The following is a 15,248-nucleotide window of genomic DNA, read 5'->3' on the forward strand; positions in this document are numbered from 1 at the left end:
GACATAGCAGTCCCGCATCTTCAGGTGACCTATCGTAATATTAGTAGTATCTTAATTACCGGCGCGTTCTATATCCCAGGGCAGCAGCCAACTCCACAGAGCGGGAGCTGTGCACGTTGCGACGCGCCGGTAACCCGACGCTCGCGAAGGAGGAGGCAATGCGCATCCATTCCAGCAGTGTGTTTCTGGCAGCTGTCGCCGCCACTTGGGCATTCGCCGCGCCTGCGGCCGACAAAAGCGACGAGCAGCTGATCGAGAATGCGATTACAGCGGCACCGGCGGCTGTCGGCAAAAACGCCGCCGTCGTGAATTGGGAGATGAAAACGTTGAGGAAGGGCACCAACGGTTTCACTTGCATCCCGGACGACCCGGGCACTCCCGCCGACGACCCAATGTGCACGGATGAGAACGGGATGGCGTGGATGCACGCGATCATGTCCAAGAAGGAGCCGCCGGCAGGAAAAGTTGGTTTCGCCTACATGCTAAAAGGAGGCGATGCGGCCAGCAATACCGACCCCTTTGCAACCAAGCCGCCGGAGGGGGCCGAATGGCTGCATGATGGTCCGCACGTGATGGTCATGAACGCACCAGACATGATGGCCTTGTATCCCCACGAGCCGAACCCCACACAGCCATACGTCATGTTCCCCGACACGCCCTACGCGCACCTGATGATCCCAGTCAAATAGATCAAGCAAGACCTGCCGCGAAGCGTAGTGGCGGGTCACCCTGAGGGAAGGGAGCCGCGCTTATTTTCGGGCGCGGCTCTTCCGGGTGTCAGGGCTGGCCGGCGGACGCCTTGATGAAGTCAATGAACGCCCGCAACGGCGCCGGCACGAGGCGCCGGCCGGGATAGTAAAGGAACGGCCCGGAGAAGCTCTGCCACCAGGGTTCAAGCAGCGGTTCGAGCGCCCCGCTCTCGAAGTGAGGGCGTAGCCAATCCTCGAACAGGCTGATGATGCCGGTGCCGGCGATGGCTGCATCGACTTTGAGGTCAGTCGCCCCGCCCAGGGTCACGAGAAGCGGCCCCGTCGGGTCGACCCGCACCACCTCGCCGTCGCGCTCGAATTCCCACGGCGGCATCGCACGGCTGGCAAAGCGGCCGCGCAGGCAGGCGTGGCCGAGCAGGTCGCGCGGGTGTTGCGGCCGGCCATGACGATCCAGGTAGGCCGGGCTGGCGGCGGTGGCGAAGCGCTGCACGCGCGGTCCGATCGGCACAGCGATCATGTCCTGCTCCAGCCGCTCCTCATAGCGAATGCCGGCGTCGCACCCTGCCGCCAGCACATCGACGAAGCTCTCCTCCGAGATCACCTCCAACCGGATGCCTGGATAGGCGGCGAGAAAAGGCGGAACGATGCTGGGCAGCACCAGCCGCGCCGCGCTGACCGGCACATTGAGGCGCAACGTACCTGCCGGCCTGTCGCGAAAGCCGTTCACTACGTCGAGGGCCGACTCCACCTCGGTCAAGGCAGGACCGAGCCGCGCCAGCAGGCCTTCGCCGGCTTCCGTCAGGACAACGCTGCGGGTCGTCCGGTTGAGCAGCCTGACACCGAGCTGCGTCTCCAGGCGCCGCACCGCCTCGCTCAAGCCGGACGCACTGCCGCCGCTGGCGCGTGCCGCATCCCGAAAACCTTTGGCGCGCGCTACGGCCACGAAGGCGTTCAAATCCCCGAGATCAATCTGCATTGTTCGCCATTCCGCACAGCCCGTGCGAATTGTACCCAATTATCATGAGATCGGACAGCGTCTATCTGTGCACCGTTCCTGAAGGAGAAAGACCATGTCCAGCGTCGACCAGTCCGGCACATTCATCCTCGGCGACCGCAAGGTGAGACGGCTCGGCTACGGCGCCATGCAGCTCGCAGGGCCAGGCGTCTTCGGCCCACCAAAGGACCACGACGCGGCATTGGGCGTACTGCGCGAAGCCGTTGCACAAGGCGTCAACCACATCGACACCAGCGACTTCTATGGCCCGCACGTGACCAACCTGTTGATCCGCGAAGCGCTCGCACCCTATCCCGACGACCTCGTTATTGTCACCAAGATCGGTGCCCGACGCGGCACGGATGGCTCATGGCTGCCGGGCTTCTCGGCAGAAGAGCTGACACAGGCGGTGCACGACAATCTGCACAATCTCGGACTCGACGTGCTGGAGGTGGTCAACCTTCGGGTCATGTTCGACGCGCATGGCCCCGCCGAAGGGTCGATCGAGGCGCCGCTTGCGACGCTTGCCGAGCTCCAGCGACAGGGCCTCGTGCGGCACATCGGGCTGAGCAACGTCACCGCTGCACAGATCGCCGAAGGCCGCAGGATGTGCAAGATCGTCTGCGTGCAGAACGAGTACAATCTGGCGCATCGGGGCGACGATGCCTCGATCGACGATCTGGCCCGCGACGGCACCGCCTATGTGCCGTTCTTCCCACTTGGCGGCTTCAACCCGTTGCAGTCGTCGACCTTGTCCAAGGTCGCCGCACGCCTCGGCGCCACGCCCATGCAGGTCGCGCTCGCCTGGCTGCTTCGCCGCGCGCCCAACATTCTTCTGATTCCCGGCACGTCTTCCGTCGCGCATCTGCGGGAGAACCTCGCCGCTGCCGACCTCGAACTGTCGGACGATGTCATCAAGGAGCTGGATGGTGTGGCAATGGCGGCCTGCGGGTAGATTACCGAAGGCAGTGATGAGCCAATCTCCCCCAAGTGGGTTCCCTTGCGGGGGAGATTGCCGGCAGGACAGCGAAGGCGCGCGACCTTGCAGGCGGGACAGCCGAGACGCTGAAGGATCGTCGCATTTTTCTGCCACTACGCCACATTTTGTTCTTGCTTTGTGCCGGCAGCTATGCTACTAATTTGGGTATGGTGCTAATTGGTTCCAACGACCCGCCCACAGAGGCGGGTTTTCTGTTCCTGGGTTCCTTCGAAAGTTTGGCGCTGCCGCCCTGGGGTCGGCGGGACAGCGCCCTTCTGCCCTGCCGGGCATCGTCCCCACAAGAGGGAGATCCAATTCTCGCCGCGCCGGTCTAGTTGATGCTGGCCGTGTTGGCCGGCTCGGCCGGGCGCTTCTCACCGGCATAGGGCACGCGAAAACCGTTCGCCGCCAGCCAACCGATGGCGGCCTTCGGTTCGTCGGTCTGGATGATGGTGGCGCCGCGCTCGACCCAGAAGCCATAAGTCTCGCGCGGCAGGCTGGCCGCAACCGCCAGCTCGTCGCCGCGACCGCCGGCGAGGAAGCCGCCCGGCTTGTTGACGATGGCATAGGTGTCGGCCCAGATGTGCCAGTCGCCCCTCACGGCGATCGCGCGCATGCGCGGGCTGAACAGCGGGCCGCCGGTCTCGGTCAGTGTCTCTGATCCCATGCGCCAGTTGATCATCTCAACCGCGCGCATCGGGAAGGCCCGGCTCACTTTCTCGGCAAACATGGCGTCGCGAACCGCGTCATCGGCGATAATCGGCATGAACTGGAAGCCGCTGCCGATCGCGTCCATGGCGGCCTTGACACTGGCAATCCGCTCCGCATTCCACAGGTTCTCCTTGACGATCACCTGTTCGGCCATGCCGAGGTCGCGCGCAACCGCGACCATGCCGACGAGGCTTTCGGTATCGAGCTTGTTGTCGAGATTGATCAGGATCCTGTCCCTGGTCGCCATCAACATCTCGCGCAACGTCGAGACCGTCTCGCCCGTAACGGCGCCGGTGCCTTCGATCACCAACCGGCAAGTCTTGAGTTCGGCCATCGTGCGGTTGACCACCTCACCCTTGCAATTCGTCGTGCGGTCGAGCCAACTGTCATGCATGACGACGAACTGTCCGTCCTTCGAGCGCCTGATATCGACCTCGACGATTTCGGCGCCCATTGCGATCGACGCCTCGACGGCGGCGATCGAATTTTCGGGATAGAGCGTCTTGTCGGATTGCATGCCGCCGGCGCGGTGCGCGGCCACTATCACATGGTCGCGCCATTGGTTGGCGTGCTCGAAGCGGTCGAGAATCTGCCTGGCGTGCGTTTCGCCTGCCGATGCCTGGCCAAGGGAGAGCGCCAGCGCCGCGGAAAGCAGAAGGCTCAGCCAAATCGTTCGCATGAGAATCGCTCCGTACCGGGATCGCACCCCGGTTAAGCGATGCCCGTGACAGGCAGGTGAACGAAGCCGGCTTGCAAAATGCCGGAAAATCAGGTCAGCGCCGGCCGAAGCAGTCGTCCGCGGCTACTTTCGGTTGCTTGCCAGGCAATCTCCTGGCGGGCCATGCCGGGTTCGCCTGGCGAGCAAGGATTTGTGACCGGATCGAATGGCCATGATCCTCCGCAGGGGTCGCAATTCTGAGAATTATGTCCAATAAGGTTGCGCGTCGACGCACAGGAGATCGCTTCATGCCGCCAAGAACCATCGATCACGCCTTCACCACCCGCTCCAGGACGGGTGCGTCGTTCGAGCCGACCTATGCCGGCGCCCTGTCGTTCATGCGGCGCAAATATTCGAAGGACGTGAAGGACGCCGATGCGGTGGTGTGGGGCATTCCCTTCGACGCTGCGGTCACCAATCGGCCGGGCGCCCGTTTCGGACCGCAGGCAATCCGCCGCGCCTCGGCCATCCTCGACAACGATCCGCAATATCCGTTTTCGCGCGACCTGTTCGAACAGCTTGCTGTGATCGATTATGGCGACTGCCTGCTCGACAGCGGCAATCACCAGAAGACGCCTGCCACGATCGAACGCGAAGCGGCGAAGATCCTGAAATCCGGCGCCTTTCTGCTGTCACTCGGTGGCGATCACTTCGTCACCTGGCCGCTGCTCAAGGCGCATGCCGCCATCCATGGCCCGCTGGCTCTGGTGCAGTTCGACGCACACCAGGACACCTGGCCCGACGACGGCAAGCGCATCGATCACGGCTCCTTCGTCGGCCGTGCAGTCAAGGAGGGCATCATCGACCCCGACCGGTCGATCCAGATCGGCATCCGCACCCATGCGCCCGACACGTTCGGTATCAAGATCCTGTATGGCCATGAAGTGGAGGAAATGCGTGCGTCCGACATCGCCTATGCCATCGTCGACCGTACGGGCGGCAAGAAGACCTACGTCACTTTCGACATCGATTGCCTGGACCCGGCTTTTGCGCCCGGCACCGGAACGCCGGTCGCGGGAGGCCCGTCTTCGGCAAAGATCCTGTCGGTGCTGCGCCAGATCAACCAGCTCGATATCGTCGGCGCCGACGTCGTCGAGGTTGCGCCAGCCTATGATCACGCCGATATAACGGCAATTGCCGGGTCGATGGTGGCCATGCATTATCTTGGACTGTTGGCGGAACGAAAGGCCCGACTCGAAGAAATGAACCAGGGCAATCACGGCGTTGCCGGATTGAATCAGGCAAGCGGCATATAGCTTCGAGATAACAGGAATTTTGGCAAGCAATGAAACCGAAAATCTTCATCGACGGCGAGCACGGCACCACCGGTCTGCAGATAAGGGCGCTGCTTGCCGAGCGTGGCGACCTGGAAATCATCTCCATCCCGACCGAGCGCCGCAAGGAAACGGCAGCGCGCGCCGAGTTCCTCAACGCTGCCGATGTCGCGATCCTCTGTCTGCCGGACGCAGCCGCCAAGGAAAGCGTTTCGCTGATCGCCAATGACACCACCAAGGTGATCGACGCCTCGACGGCGCATCGAGTCGCCGATGGGTGGGAATATGGTTTCGCCGAAATGGACAAGGACCAGGCGAAAAAGATCGCTTCGGCGAAGCGCGTCGCCAATCCGGGCTGCTGGCCGCAAGGACCGATCGCGACGCTGCGGCCGCTGGTTGCGGCGGGGCTGCTGCCGGCCGATTTTCCGGTCACCGTCAACGGCATTTCCGGCTATTCCGGCGGCGGCCGGCCAATGATCGAGGATTATGTCGGCAAGGGCGAGGATGCGCCGGAATTCCTGCCCTACGGACTGACGCTGCAGCACAAGCACGTGCCGGAGCTCAGGACCTATGCCAGGCTTTCGCACGATCCGATCATGCAGCCGGCAGTCGGCAATTTCGCGCAAGGCATGATCACGGTGGTGCCGCTGCAACTCGGCGGCCTCGACCATGTGCCGACCGGCGCCGAGCTTCACGCGGCGATCGCCGATCATTTCGCTTCCATCGATGGCGGCGTGGTCGAGGTGGCGCCGTATCTGCATCAGGAACGCATGCCCGACATCGATCCGGAGATCTATAATGGCACCAACCGGATGAAGCTCTACGTCTTCGCCAATGACGATCGAGCGCAGGCGCTGCTGCTTGCGGTCTATGACAATCTCGGCAAGGGCGCCTCGGGCGCCGCCGTGCAGAACATGGATCTGATGCTCGGCCTCTGAATGGATGCGCCAGCATTTCCGAAGCGCTGGAAGGTCGGCGCGCCCAAACTCATCGCCGAAACGTTCAGCAGCCGCATCTGGAAGGTTGCTCGCGAAGACGGCTCACCGGCAATCGTCAAGGATCTAAAGCCTTTCGACGATGTCGAGGACGAGTTGCGCGGCGAGCATTTCCTCGCCTGGCGACGCGGCGAAGGCGCGGTGCGGCTGCTGGGCCGCGATGGCCACTGCATGCTGCTCGAATATGCTGGCGACAGGATGCTGTCACACCATCTTGCCGAACACGGCGACAATGCCGCCACCGCGATCGCGGCGGAGGTGATGGCCAAGCTGTTCTCGCCGTCGAAGCACCCTGCCCCGCCGGACCTTCAGCCGTTGCGGACCCGGTTTTCCAGCCTGTTCAAAAAGGCGAAGGCCGATCGCGCCGCCGGCGAAAAGAGCCTGTATGTCGAAGCTGCCGAAATCGCGGAACGGCTGTTGTCCAATCCGCACGACGTACGGCCGCTGCATGGCGACCTGCATCACGACAACATCATGCACGGTCCGCGCGGCTGGCTGGCGATCGATCCGAAGGGCGTTCTCGGCGACCCCGGCTTCGATGCCGCCAATGTGTTCTACAACCCACTCGACCGAGACGATCTTTGCATCGATCCGCGGCGGATCGCGCATATGGCGCATGTCTTTGCCGCAACGCTCGGCCAGTCGCCGCCCGCCATACTGGACCACGCCATCGCCTATGGCTGCCTGTCGGCTGCATGGCACCATGAAGATCGCAATGCCGTCGACGAAAACCGCGAGCTGGCGATTGCCGCGGCAATCCGGCGGGTGCGGCTCAGCCTCTGAGAGCGATCTCGTGGGGCAGCGGGTAAGCGCCCTTGGTACCGCGCCAATGCGCGGCGGCGAAGCCCAGCAGAACCAGCGCGAATGCCTGATGCGTCAGGGCCATGTGCAGAGGCACCTGCATCAATAGCGTGCCGATGCCGATCGACGCCTGCACCACGACAATCAGGAACAGCAGCGTCGCACGTCGGGCATGCGTCGTGCCCGGCAGGCGCCGGCGTGTCGCAATCATGTGCCAGAGCGCGACCGCGAAGATCGTGTAGGCGCCGACCCGGTGGACGAATTGCACCGTCTTCGGGTTTTCGAAGAAATTGCGCCATGCCGGCTCGAGCAGCAGCAGGTCGCCGGGAACCAGTTTGCCGTCCATCAGCGGCCAGGTGTTGTAGCTCAAGCCGGCGTCTAGCCCTGCGACCAGCCCGCCGAGATAGATCTGGACCAGCGCCAGCAGCACCAGAAAGCCGGCCAGACGTTGCGTCGAGCGGTCGGCGGCAGGTTCCGAGTGCGGCGCCAGCCCACGCGCGACCACCATGGTCGCCGTGAAGATCAGCGCCGCCAGCGTCAGATGCGTCGCCAGCCGATATTGGCTGACCGAAACCCGGTCAACCAACCCGGACGCCACCATCCACCAGCCTATCGCGCCCTGCAGAGCGCCGAGAAGGAGGATGCCCGACAACTTCGTGCCGAGGCCCCGCTCGATGCGGCGCGTCGCCCAGAAGAACAGCAGCGGCAGGGCGAAGACCACGCCGACACTACGCGCCAGGATGCGGTGCACCCATTCCCACCAGAAGATCGATTTGAACGCCTCGATGCTCATGCCGTTGTTGAGTTCGGCATATTGCGGGGTCTGCTGGTAGCGCAGGAACTCCTCCTGCCACTCGGCATCATTGAGCGGCGGGATGACGCCGTGTATCGGCTGCCATTCGGTGATCGACAGGCCGGAATTGGTGAGCCTTGTAGCGCCGCCGACTAGTACCAGCGCAAACAGCACCAGGAGCACGACGTAGAGCCAACCGCGTACCAGCGCGCGGTTGCGAAGGTCGCGATCGCGGGCGGCGAAAGGCGCGGCATCGGATATGGCAGCAGCCATGGATTTGTCCCGGCGGTTCAAGTCGCGGATTGGTGAACCATCGCAACCCGGCTTGCAAGACCGGACAGCGCGGCACGCCGTCGCGCCGTTTCTGGCGGGTTGCGCGTATTGGCTGTTCGGCCTAAGCGATAGCGATCAACGAGATCGCGCCATGCCCATTCGCCTGAAAAAGCTGATCGGAAGCTTCCTGCTGGTAGTGCTGGTCATAGTCTATGCGCTGGTCGCCTCGATCGTGGCGGTCGCCCAATTGTCGCAGTCCGGGCCGCTGGCGCACTTCATCTTCTTCCTGCTCAGCGGGCTTTTGTGGGTGCTGCCGGCGATGGGCATCATCAAATGGCTGATCCTGGAGCCGCGGCCGAAGGGGCGAGGCAACAGTTAGATCGTCACCACCGTCTTGCCGGCATTGGCCAGCGGCGTCGTCACGCCCGACAACATTGTTCGGATGTGGGCGACGCTCTGATAGCGGCCATTGACCGAAATGCGCGGCAGGGCGTGCAGGAAGCCGGCATGCTCGGCGCGGAGTATGCCGTGGCGGGTCGTCACCGCCGAGGCGTAGCCGGCATCGCGGACTAGGCCTACTTCGCGGCGGCCGACGGCACTGGCATAACCGTAGGGATAGGCGAAATGGCGCGGCTCCTCGCCGAGTTTGGCCTGCAATATGCGCTTGACGTCGTCGATCTCATGTCGCGCATCGCTCTCGGAAAGCCGCTTCAGATTGCAGTGATTGATGCTATGCGCGCCGATCGTCACCAGCGGGTGCGCGGCCGTGGTGCGGATCTCGTCCCAGTTCATCAGCGTGCTCGGGCGCGGACCACCCAATTCGATGCCGTTCGAGCGCGCCAGATCCCGCAACACCGCACGCTGGTCCTGCTCGCGCACCTTCAGCGTCAGATGAGCGTGCAGGCGCGCATTGGCCTGGACCTTTTTTCCCGGACTCGAGCAGTCGATTGTCACCGGGCCATCCGGCGTCGTCAGCGTCAGGCGATCGCGCGCATTGACGATGTCCTCGACCACGTCCCACCACAAATCGGCAGCGCCGTCGATCAGCCCCGGCGCGACGTAGATGGTGATCGGCGCGCCGTGTTTCTCCAGCACCGGCAGCGCCTCGGTCATGTTGTCTCGATAGGCGTCGTCGGCGGTGATCGTCGCAAACTGGCCGTCCTTGTCGCCAGCCTTGATGCGCTCGATCGCCTCGTCAAGCGTGACGAAACTGTAACCGTTCGCCTTCATGTCGGCGATCACGGTGTCGAGAAACCCGGGCGCGATGTTCAAGTGGCGGTTGACGCCGTTCGGCTTTTCCGGCGTCGCGGTAACCCGATGCAGCATCAGGATGGCGCCAAGGCCGCCGATAAACGGCTTGGCCAGCGGCGCGAGACCGGAATAGCGGGCGAGATTGAGCGCCAGTTTGCGGATTGCCTCGCCCCCGTCGATCATTCATTCACCTTTTGCGCCTAAGCTCATCAAGCATGGAATGCGCCTGCGCGGGACCCCCAATCGCGACGAATACGCCCTAAGGATTGAGGTATGGTTGACGCCACCGCGTCATTTGACGGCAATCGGCTGGCAAGCAGCCAGGCGTCGCCGTGTGCCTTGCCGGCCGGCAAGGCCGGCCTGTCAACCTCGGTCGCCGATAGTGCGGCGTTGGCGGCGTACGCAGAATTCTGCCATTCGGCGCTTTTTGCCCCTGCGCAAAGCGCAGGCTGGATCCTGAACTGGGCCACACATACCGGCGCCGACGTTGTCGTTGCGACGCTGCGCGCCGAGGACAGGCCGGTTTTCTCACTGGCGCTGGAGGTCACTCGCAGTGGAGCGTTCCGCGTCGCCCGGTTCATGGGCGGCCGCCATGCAAACGGCAATTTTGCCGCCGTCGACCCGCAATGGCTGGCGAATGCCGATAGCGCGGCGATCCGCTCGATGCTGGCTGCGATTGCCAAGGCGCGGCGCGACATCGATCTTGTTGCGCTGGAGCGGCTGCTGCCCGATCTCGACGGCGTTGCCAACCCGCTCTCCGCCTTGCCGCATTTTTCGAGCCCCAATCTGTCGCTGGCCGCCGGTCTTGTGGGAGGATTTGACGCACTGCTCGCCCGCGTGAGCGGCAAGCGCAGGCGCAAGAAGCATCGCTCGCAGGCGCGCAAGTTCGAGGCCGTCGGCAGCTATCGTCGCATCGAGGCGAGGACTGCGGACGAGGTGCACATGCTGCTCGATGCCTTTTTCGAGATGAAGGAATTCCGCTTCCGCAAGATGGGGATCGCCAACGTTTTCGGTGTGGCGGAGGTGCGCGCTTTTTTCCGCTCGCTGTTTGCCGACGCGCTTCAAGAGGAAGATCCGTCCTTCGTCCTGCATGGGCTGGAAGTCGCCGGCAAACTTCGTGCAGTCACCGGGTCGAGCCGCTCGGGCAAGCGGCTGATCTGCGAGTTCGGGGCGATTGCCGAGGACGACCTCGCACACACCAGCCCGGGCGACTTCCTGTTCTTCGAGAACATCCAGGAAGCCTGCGAGGCGGGTTTCGAAATCTATGATTTCTCGGTCGGCGACGAACCCTACAAGCGATTGTGGTGCGATGTCGAAACGCAGCATTTCGAGGTGCTGGTTCCGCTGACGCCGAAAGGTCGTGCGCTGGCGCTTGCGCTCAGGCACGGCGCAAGCCTGAAGGCATTCATCAAGCACAGCCCAATGGTCTGGAAGCTGACCAAGCTGCTGCGCCGTAAAGCCGTGGGGCGGACAGCACCGGCCGCAGGCGAAGACGACAGCTGATTTCGAGTTGAGAGAAAACTGCCTCAGGCGGCCGAGCGCCGTCCCGGCATTGGGCCCGGCGCCACATGGCCGATGGGCGTGACCAGCGTCAGGTCGGGATAGCCACTCTCGATGAGCGCGACCGCGGCCTGCGTCACCTCGTCGTCCGGCTCAAGCATGGAGAGCAAAACCTCGGTCCCCTCGCCCACCAGGCGGCTGATGCCTTGCGCGTCGGCCGGTCCGCATTCGACCACGACCAAATCATAGGCGGTGGTCAGCGACTGCATGATGATCGGCAGCCGGTCGGCGGCGCGCATGGCGCGGACCGGATCGGCTGTGCCGACGGGAATAACGTGGCAGTCCGAATAGAGATCGGGGTGGATCACATCGCTGAACTGCGCTTGTGAGGCGAGCAGATCGGTGATGCCCGGAAACAGCCCGCTGTCCAGCATCGGCCGCGAGGCAGCACCCGAAGCGGTGAGATCAAGCAGCAGCACGCGTAGCCCGGCGTCGGAGACTGCGCGCGCCACCAGCACTGCCGAGGCGGCCGCCTCGTCGCCTTCTGGCGACACGAATATGGCGCGGGCGGCACCGGTGGCGATCAGTTTTTCCGCGGCCTTGTCGATGTCGACCTCGCCGAGGATAGAACGTGCCGGTTCAATGTCTCCAGCGGCCATTTCAGAGTACTCCGGTTCGATTTTCTCGGCAGCCGCTTCCGCCACCGCGACGGGTTCCGGCTCCACTTTGCTTTCAATGATATTGTCGTCGTCGGCCTCATCGATCTCGACGACTGCCGGTTCGGACCGGCCAACCGACGGGTCGGGCTCGGCCATCACGCGTTCGGCCTGGACAGCCGGCATCGCAACCTGCTCGATGCGCTCGAAATGGGCACCGGCGGCCGGACGCATGGCGCGGCCGGAAAACAGTTCCTGCAGCAGCGTGACGATCGCCATGATGAGCAACGAGCCGACAAAGGCCGCACTGACAATCGGACCAATCTTGGGGAAATAAGGTTCGGCCGGCACCTGGGCGTCCGAAAATACGCGAGCGTCGACGGGCAGATAGTTGCGATCCTTGCGTGCGGCCGCCTGGAGATAGCTGGATGAATAGAGATCGAGCTGCTGACGCTTGGTCGCGGCATCACGCTGCAGCGCATCGAGTTCCACCTGCTCTTCGCCGGCGCGGGCGGACGCCGCCTTCAGCGTGTTGACGTCTGCCACGAGTTGAGCCTCTCGCGCCTTCGCCGTCTCGGCCTGCGCCATCAGACCTTTCATGATCTTTTCCGCTTCGTTGCGGATCTGGCGGTCGAGATCCGCGAGCTGCGACTTCAGCGCGCGGATGCGCGGATGGTTGTCGAGCAAGGTGGTGGAAAGGTCGGCGATGTTGTTCTTGAGTTCGACTTGCCGCTCGCGCAGGCGCTGGATCAGTTCGGAAGACAACACCTCCGGAACGGCATCCAGCGAGCCGCCATTGCGCAACGCCCTGCGCACGCTGTCAGCGGTCGCTTCCGCCGAAGCGCGATTGGCGCGCACGCGTGACAGTTCGCTCGACAATTCGGACAGCTGCTGGGTGGCAAGCACCGAATTGTTGCCGCCCATCAAAAGATCGGACTGCGCACGGAATGCGGCAACCTTGGCTTCCGCCTCCTTCACCCGGTTCTGCAGATCCGCGATTTCCGGCGCCAGAAAGTCGGTGGCGGCGGAATTCGATTCGAGCTTGGCATTGCCCTTGGAGGCGATATAGGCGTTTGCAATGGCGTTCGGGATCGCGGCGGCAAGCTTTGGATCCTCTGACGAGAACTCGATTGCGATCGCGCGGGTTTTTTCAACGCCATAGACGTTGAGCTTCTCATGCATTGCGTCCAGCACGCGCTCTTCCAGCGGAATCTCGAACGGATCGCTTTTCAAGCCAACAAGGACAAGGGCGCGGCTCAGCGCCGACATCTTCAGCCCCTCGTCGAATTCGGGCAATTTCGCCAGGTTGAGCTTCGCCGCCACCTGCTTGAGGATGTCGGGGGACGAGATGATCTGGACCTCGGTGGCCACAGCCTCTTCGTCGGGAATCGACCGCTCGTTGCCGTTGGCCCCGGCTGGCCGCGTGAACTCCGATTCTCGAGGCCCGATCTCCAGCTTGGCTGCCGCCTTGTATTCGGGCGTTGCAAGCCAGGCGAGCGCAAAGGCCAGGCCGGTTACAACCAGTGCGACGACAAGGATGCGCAACCAGTTTCGCGCCAGGCTGGCGAAAAGCTGCCTGAGATCGACGTCGACATCTGCGGCCGCGGATTGAACGGACATGCATCCCTGCTCCGGTACTGAGTCAGCATGCACCGTAAACAACTATGGTAACTCAGCCGTTAATATCGCGGTAAGAACCTGTCAGGCTCTACTAACAAGCCGCAAACAAGAGGCTGAAAACCATCTGCATTTGTCGATCCGGCCCGCATCGGCCGCGCGCCTTTACCGGCCATTAACCCTAACAGGATGATAACCGAGCTCGATCGTTAAGGTTTGCCGCAGAGTCGCCGGCTATTCAAAGGTACGTGTCCGCTCATGAAAAGCACTGCTCCCCTTTTCCGCGCGCTGCTTGCCGTATCGATGCTTTCGGGCTGCTCCAGCTACCGGCCGACGCCGGCCGCATTCCATGAAGTTCTCGACCAGCCCTATCGCCTCGGCGCCGGCGACCGCGTCCGCGTAACCGTGTTCGAGCAGGAAGGACTGACCAATACCTACAGCGTCGACCAGTCCGGCTATCTCTCGCTGCCGCTCGTCGGCAACGTGCCGGCGCGCGGCCACACCGCCCAGCAGCTCGAGGGCGAGATCGCCGAGAAACTGCGCCAGGGTTATTTGCGGGATCCCGATGTTTCGGTCGAAATCGATCGCTACCGGCCGATCTTCGTCATGGGTGAAGTGGGTGCGGCGGGGCAGTATTCCTACGTTCCAGGCCTGACCGTGCAGAAAGCCGTCGCCATCGCCGGCGGGTTCACGCCACGCGCCAACCAGGAAAGCGTCGACATTACCCGCGACATCAACGGCAAGGTGATAACCGGACGCGTGGTGACCTCCGACCCGCTACTGCCCGGCGATACAGTCTATGTTCGCGAACGCCTGTTTTGATGTGCTGACAAAGTGGCGGACACACTCAGGATCGTCCACTGCTTTCGCTCACCGGTCGGAGGCATCTTCCGGCATGTGCGCGACCTGACCGAGGCTCAGGTCGCCGCCGGCCATGCCGTCGGCATCGTCTGCGATTCGACGACGGGCGGCGATTTCGAGGAACGGCTGTTCGAACAGATGAAAGGCAGCCTGGCGCTCGGCATTCACCGCACCCCGATGCAGCGGCATGTCGGGCCAGGCGATCTCGCCTCGGCCCGGCGCACCTATAGGATCATAAAAGAATTGCGGCCGGACGTGCTGCACGGGCATGGCGCCAAAGGTGGCGCCTATGCCCGTCTGTTCGGCTCATTGTTGCGGGTATCCAGGTCTCGCGTAGCCCGCCTTTATTCGCCGCATGGCGGCTCGCTTCACTATGACGAGACCACCGCCATGGGGAAGCTGTTCTTCGCGCTCGAGCGCTTCATGGCTCGCTTCACCGATTGCCTGCTGTTTGTTTCCGATTATGAGCGGCGGACTTATCGCAGGAAGGTCGGCGAGCCGCCCATTCCGAACGCTCTCGTCCACAACGGCCTGCGCGGCGCCGAGTTCGAGCCGGTGCGGGCCGAGCACAATGCGGTTGACCTCCTCTATATCGGCATGATGCGAGACCTCAAAGGCCCGGACATCTTCATCGATGCGCTGGGGCTAGCCGCGACACGGCTCGGCCGCCCATTGAAAGCGCTGATGGTCGGCGACGGCGACGACCTGCCGCGCTATCGCGCCCAGGTGAATCAGCTCGGCCTCGAGGTCAGCTTCCTGGCGCCGATGCCGGCCAGGCTCGCCTTCAGGCTGGCCGAACTGGTCGTCGTTCCCTCGCGCGCGGAAGCCATGCCCTATATAGTTCTGGAAGCGCTCGCCGCCGGCAAGCCGATCATCGCGACGGCGGTCGGCGGCATACCGGAAATCTTCGACACCGGCTCACCTGTCCTGATCCGGCCCGACCCGCGCGAACTTGGCGACAAGATAAGCGCCGCATTGGCCGATCTCGACACCTACAAAGGCCTGATGCCCGGCCTCGCCGACCTCAAGGCACGCTTCGGCGCCGATGTAATGGCCGCCGAAATCGAAAAGGCCTATTTCGCCGCGCTCAAAAAATAGAGCAACGGGTTTCCACC

At 63.3% G+C, this 15,248-nt stretch carries 14 protein-coding genes; 9 read left to right on the forward strand and 5 right to left on the reverse strand.

Annotated elements, in window-relative coordinates; all coding sequences use genetic code 11:
- Window positions 1-158: 158 nt before the first annotated feature.
- On the forward strand, window positions 159-689 hold the full coding sequence (locus NKI18_RS15015; RefSeq protein ID WP_352619195.1) for a hypothetical protein: 531 nt from the start codon (window positions 159-161) through the stop codon (window positions 687-689).
- An 88-nt stretch (window positions 690-777) separates the two neighbouring features.
- Here NKI18_RS15015 and NKI18_RS15020 read toward each other — a convergent pair whose 3' ends face one another.
- Entirely contained in the window at window positions 778-1,686 is a 909-nt protein-coding gene (locus tag NKI18_RS15020) for a LysR family transcriptional regulator (RefSeq protein WP_352614137.1), read from the reverse strand.
- 94 nt (window positions 1,687-1,780) lie between these two features.
- Here NKI18_RS15020 and NKI18_RS15025 point away from each other — a divergent pair, with 94 nt between their 5' ends.
- Window positions 1,781-2,659 carry an aldo/keto reductase family oxidoreductase gene (locus NKI18_RS15025; protein ID WP_352619198.1) on the forward strand — a complete coding sequence of 293 codons (879 nt, stop codon included), beginning with the start codon at window positions 1,781-1,783 and terminating at the stop codon, window positions 2,657-2,659.
- Between the two features lie 355 nt (window positions 2,660-3,014).
- Here the strand turns inward: NKI18_RS15025 and NKI18_RS15030 are convergent, their stop codons facing one another.
- Window positions 3,015-4,073 carry a glycerophosphodiester phosphodiesterase family protein gene (locus NKI18_RS15030; protein ID WP_352619200.1) on the reverse strand — a complete coding sequence of 353 codons (1,059 nt, stop codon included), beginning with the start codon at window positions 4,071-4,073 and terminating at the stop codon, window positions 3,015-3,017.
- A gap of 287 nt (window positions 4,074-4,360) precedes the next feature.
- Here NKI18_RS15030 and speB point away from each other — a divergent pair, with 287 nt between their 5' ends.
- From speB to NKI18_RS15045, 3 genes are read left to right on the forward strand one after another with little or no spacing between them, the layout of a single operon-like run.
- Window positions 4,361-5,368 (forward strand): agmatinase, encoded by a 1,008-nt coding sequence (gene speB, locus NKI18_RS15035; protein ID WP_352619202.1) that lies wholly within the window; start codon window positions 4,361-4,363, stop codon window positions 5,366-5,368.
- A gap of 29 nt (window positions 5,369-5,397) precedes the next feature.
- On the forward strand, window positions 5,398-6,324 hold the full coding sequence (gene argC, locus NKI18_RS15040) for an N-acetyl-gamma-glutamyl-phosphate reductase (protein WP_352619204.1): 927 nt from the start codon (window positions 5,398-5,400) through the stop codon (window positions 6,322-6,324).
- A complete protein-coding gene (locus tag NKI18_RS15045) occupies window positions 6,325-7,164 on the forward strand; it encodes an aminoglycoside phosphotransferase family protein (RefSeq protein ID WP_352619206.1) in 840 nt (279 codons plus the stop codon). It begins immediately after the preceding gene.
- On the opposite strand, the gene NKI18_RS15050 is transcribed toward NKI18_RS15045, so the two are convergent.
- Complete coding sequence (locus NKI18_RS15050; RefSeq protein ID WP_352491886.1) at window positions 7,154-8,248, reverse strand: COX15/CtaA family protein; 1,095 nt, start codon at window positions 8,246-8,248, stop codon at window positions 7,154-7,156. The two genes, NKI18_RS15045 and NKI18_RS15050, sit on opposite strands and share 11 nt — an antisense overlap.
- Window positions 8,249-8,399: 151 nt before the next feature.
- Here NKI18_RS15050 and NKI18_RS15055 point away from each other — a divergent pair, with 151 nt between their 5' ends.
- Window positions 8,400-8,627 (forward strand): DUF2842 domain-containing protein, encoded by a 228-nt coding sequence (locus NKI18_RS15055; RefSeq protein ID WP_023674629.1) that lies wholly within the window; start codon window positions 8,400-8,402, stop codon window positions 8,625-8,627.
- On the opposite strand, the gene NKI18_RS15060 is transcribed toward NKI18_RS15055, so the two are convergent.
- Window positions 8,624-9,682: a polysaccharide deacetylase family protein gene (locus NKI18_RS15060; RefSeq protein WP_352619209.1), complete on the reverse strand. Its 1,059-nt coding sequence runs from the start codon at window positions 9,680-9,682 to the stop codon at window positions 8,624-8,626. The two genes, NKI18_RS15055 and NKI18_RS15060, sit on opposite strands and share 4 nt — an antisense overlap.
- A 90-nt stretch (window positions 9,683-9,772) precedes the next feature.
- Between NKI18_RS15060 and NKI18_RS15065 the strand changes: the two genes are divergently transcribed.
- Window positions 9,773-11,002 carry a GNAT family N-acetyltransferase gene (locus NKI18_RS15065; protein ID WP_352619211.1) on the forward strand — a complete coding sequence of 410 codons (1,230 nt, stop codon included), beginning with the start codon at window positions 9,773-9,775 and terminating at the stop codon, window positions 11,000-11,002.
- Between the two features lie 23 nt (window positions 11,003-11,025).
- On the opposite strand, the gene NKI18_RS15070 is transcribed toward NKI18_RS15065, so the two are convergent.
- A complete protein-coding gene (locus NKI18_RS15070; protein WP_353019957.1) occupies window positions 11,026-13,275 on the reverse strand; it encodes a GumC family protein in 2,250 nt (749 codons plus the stop codon).
- A gap of 255 nt (window positions 13,276-13,530) precedes the next feature.
- On the opposite strand from NKI18_RS15070, the gene NKI18_RS15075 reads away from it, so the two are divergent.
- A complete protein-coding gene (locus tag NKI18_RS15075; RefSeq protein ID WP_254817578.1) occupies window positions 13,531-14,094 on the forward strand; it encodes a polysaccharide biosynthesis/export family protein in 564 nt (187 codons plus the stop codon).
- A gap of 12 nt (window positions 14,095-14,106) precedes the next feature.
- A complete protein-coding gene (locus tag NKI18_RS15080; RefSeq protein WP_352619215.1) occupies window positions 14,107-15,231 on the forward strand; it encodes a glycosyltransferase family 4 protein in 1,125 nt (374 codons plus the stop codon).
- The last annotated feature ends 17 nt before the right edge of the window (window positions 15,232-15,248 follow it).

The organism is Mesorhizobium sp. M0800, from assembly GCF_040320095.1.
Taxonomy (GTDB): Bacteria; Pseudomonadota; Alphaproteobacteria; order Rhizobiales; family Rhizobiaceae; genus Mesorhizobium.

Coding starts and splice junctions, on each gene's coding strand:
- NKI18_RS15055 (WP_023674629.1), top strand. CDS start 8,400: ATGCCCATTCGCCTGAAAAAGCTGATCGGAAGCTTCCTGCTGGTAGTG.
- NKI18_RS15065 (WP_352619211.1), top strand. CDS start 9,773: ATGGTTGACGCCACCGCGTCATTTGACGGCAATCGGCTGGCAAGCAGC.
- NKI18_RS15045 (WP_352619206.1), top strand. CDS start 6,325: ATGGATGCGCCAGCATTTCCGAAGCGCTGGAAGGTCGGCGCGCCCAAA.
- speB (WP_352619202.1), top strand. CDS start 4,361: ATGCCGCCAAGAACCATCGATCACGCCTTCACCACCCGCTCCAGGACG.
- NKI18_RS15070 (WP_353019957.1), bottom strand. CDS start 13,275: ATGTCCGTTCAATCCGCGGCCGCAGATGTCGACGTCGATCTCAGGCAG.
- argC (WP_352619204.1), top strand. CDS start 5,398: ATGAAACCGAAAATCTTCATCGACGGCGAGCACGGCACCACCGGTCTG.
- NKI18_RS15030 (WP_352619200.1), bottom strand. CDS start 4,073: ATGCGAACGATTTGGCTGAGCCTTCTGCTTTCCGCGGCGCTGGCGCTC.
- NKI18_RS15050 (WP_352491886.1), bottom strand. CDS start 8,248: ATGGCTGCTGCCATATCCGATGCCGCGCCTTTCGCCGCCCGCGATCGC.
- NKI18_RS15015 (WP_352619195.1), top strand. CDS start 159: ATGCGCATCCATTCCAGCAGTGTGTTTCTGGCAGCTGTCGCCGCCACT.
- NKI18_RS15025 (WP_352619198.1), top strand. CDS start 1,781: ATGTCCAGCGTCGACCAGTCCGGCACATTCATCCTCGGCGACCGCAAG.
- NKI18_RS15075 (WP_254817578.1), top strand. CDS start 13,531: ATGAAAAGCACTGCTCCCCTTTTCCGCGCGCTGCTTGCCGTATCGATG.
- NKI18_RS15060 (WP_352619209.1), bottom strand. CDS start 9,682: ATGATCGACGGGGGCGAGGCAATCCGCAAACTGGCGCTCAATCTCGCC.
- NKI18_RS15020 (WP_352614137.1), bottom strand. CDS start 1,686: ATGCAGATTGATCTCGGGGATTTGAACGCCTTCGTGGCCGTAGCGCGC.